Genomic DNA, 1,302 nt, shown 5'->3' with positions numbered 1-1,302 from the left:
TGGGGTGTATCAAAGAATGTGGACAGGTTGCTGATTATCAGACAGGATCATATTCATGGCAACATCACCACGCCGTAAATTCAGTGCCCAGTTCAAAGCTGAGGCCGTGCAGATGGTCGTGCAAAACGACCGGCCGATCGCGCAAGTGGCCAAAGAACTCCAGATCAACGACGGCACCCTGGGCAATTGGGTGAAACTGTATCGGGAACAAAACCCAGAGCCCGAACCGGCATTGAAACCCTCTGATCGGGTGCGGTTAGCGGAGCTGGAAGCTGAAGTGCGTGAGCTGCGGATGGAAAATGAGTTCCTAAAAAAAGCCGCAGCCTTCTTCGCCAAGGAGCAGGGCTAAACTCCAAGTCAGCCCTGATTTTAGCGGAGAAGGACAACTATCCAATCGCTTGGATGTGCCGCCAACTCGGTGTTGCCAGATCCTCGTTTTATGCCTGGCGCGACCGCGCCGGCACAGTGACTGCCACCCAAGCTCGCCGCGATGCGCTGAAGCCTGAAATCCGCAGGGTCTTCACGTTTCTACGCGGTGTTGGTGGGTGCCGCCGTGTCGCCGCGAAACTCAACGACGAAGGCATCGTCTGCTCGGTCGGGTTGGTCGCCGATCTGATGCGAGAAATGGGACTGGCTGCTGTGCAGAAACGCGCGTATAAGCGCACCACCATCGCTGATGACCACGCGCAGGTATTCGAAGATCACCTGGACCGAAATTTCGATCCGGAAGACTACACTCCAGGTCAGGCACTGGTTTCGGACATCACGTATTTACGCACCGGGCAAGGATGGCTGTATCTCGCCACGATCATTGACCTGGCCACCCGCATGGTCATCGGCTGGCAGCTAGCCGATCACATGCGCACCAGCCTGGTCATCGACGCCCTAGACATGGCACGCACCCACGGTCGCGTCGCCGACAATGCGCTGCTCCACAGCGATCATGGCACCCAATATACCTCGCAGGCGCTAACGACGTACTGCGCTGCCGCGGGGATCACCCAGTCGATGGGCCGCACCGGAGTGTGTTGGGATAATGCCGTAGCCGAGACGTTTTTCGCCAGCCTGAAAAACGAAATGTACCACCACCAGGTCTTCACCAGTCGAGCTCGGGCACGCATGGCCGTGGCCGAATACATCGAAGTATTTTACAACCGCCAACGACCCCATTCCAGCCTCGACTACCGCACCCCAGCCCAAGCCTGGACCGACCGCCACGACCTCACCGCAACGGCATCAACCCAAGCGGCCTAACGAGTTAGAAAACCCGAGCAGCCTGTCCAAAAAACTTGACACAGCCCA

At 57.7% G+C, this 1,302-nt stretch carries 1 protein-coding gene; it reads left to right on the top strand.

Going from position 1 to position 1,302, the window contains the following annotated elements; all coding sequences use genetic code 11:
- The first annotated feature begins 55 nt into the window (after positions 1–55).
- Positions 56–1,254, top strand: a protein-coding gene (locus ACFFFR_RS03870; protein WP_377458219.1) for an IS3 family transposase whose coding sequence is annotated in 2 segments (ribosomal slippage) — positions 56–308 and positions 308–1,254 — 1,200 coding nt in all. Because the reading frame shifts where the segments join, the coding sequence is not laid out codon by codon here.
- The last annotated feature ends 48 nt before the right edge of the window (positions 1,255–1,302 follow it).

Source organism: Micrococcoides hystricis (assembly GCF_042434215.1).
Lineage (GTDB): Bacteria > Actinomycetota > Actinomycetes > Actinomycetales > Micrococcaceae > Micrococcoides > Micrococcoides hystricis.
This window is presented reverse-complemented; position numbering and strand designations above follow the sequence as displayed.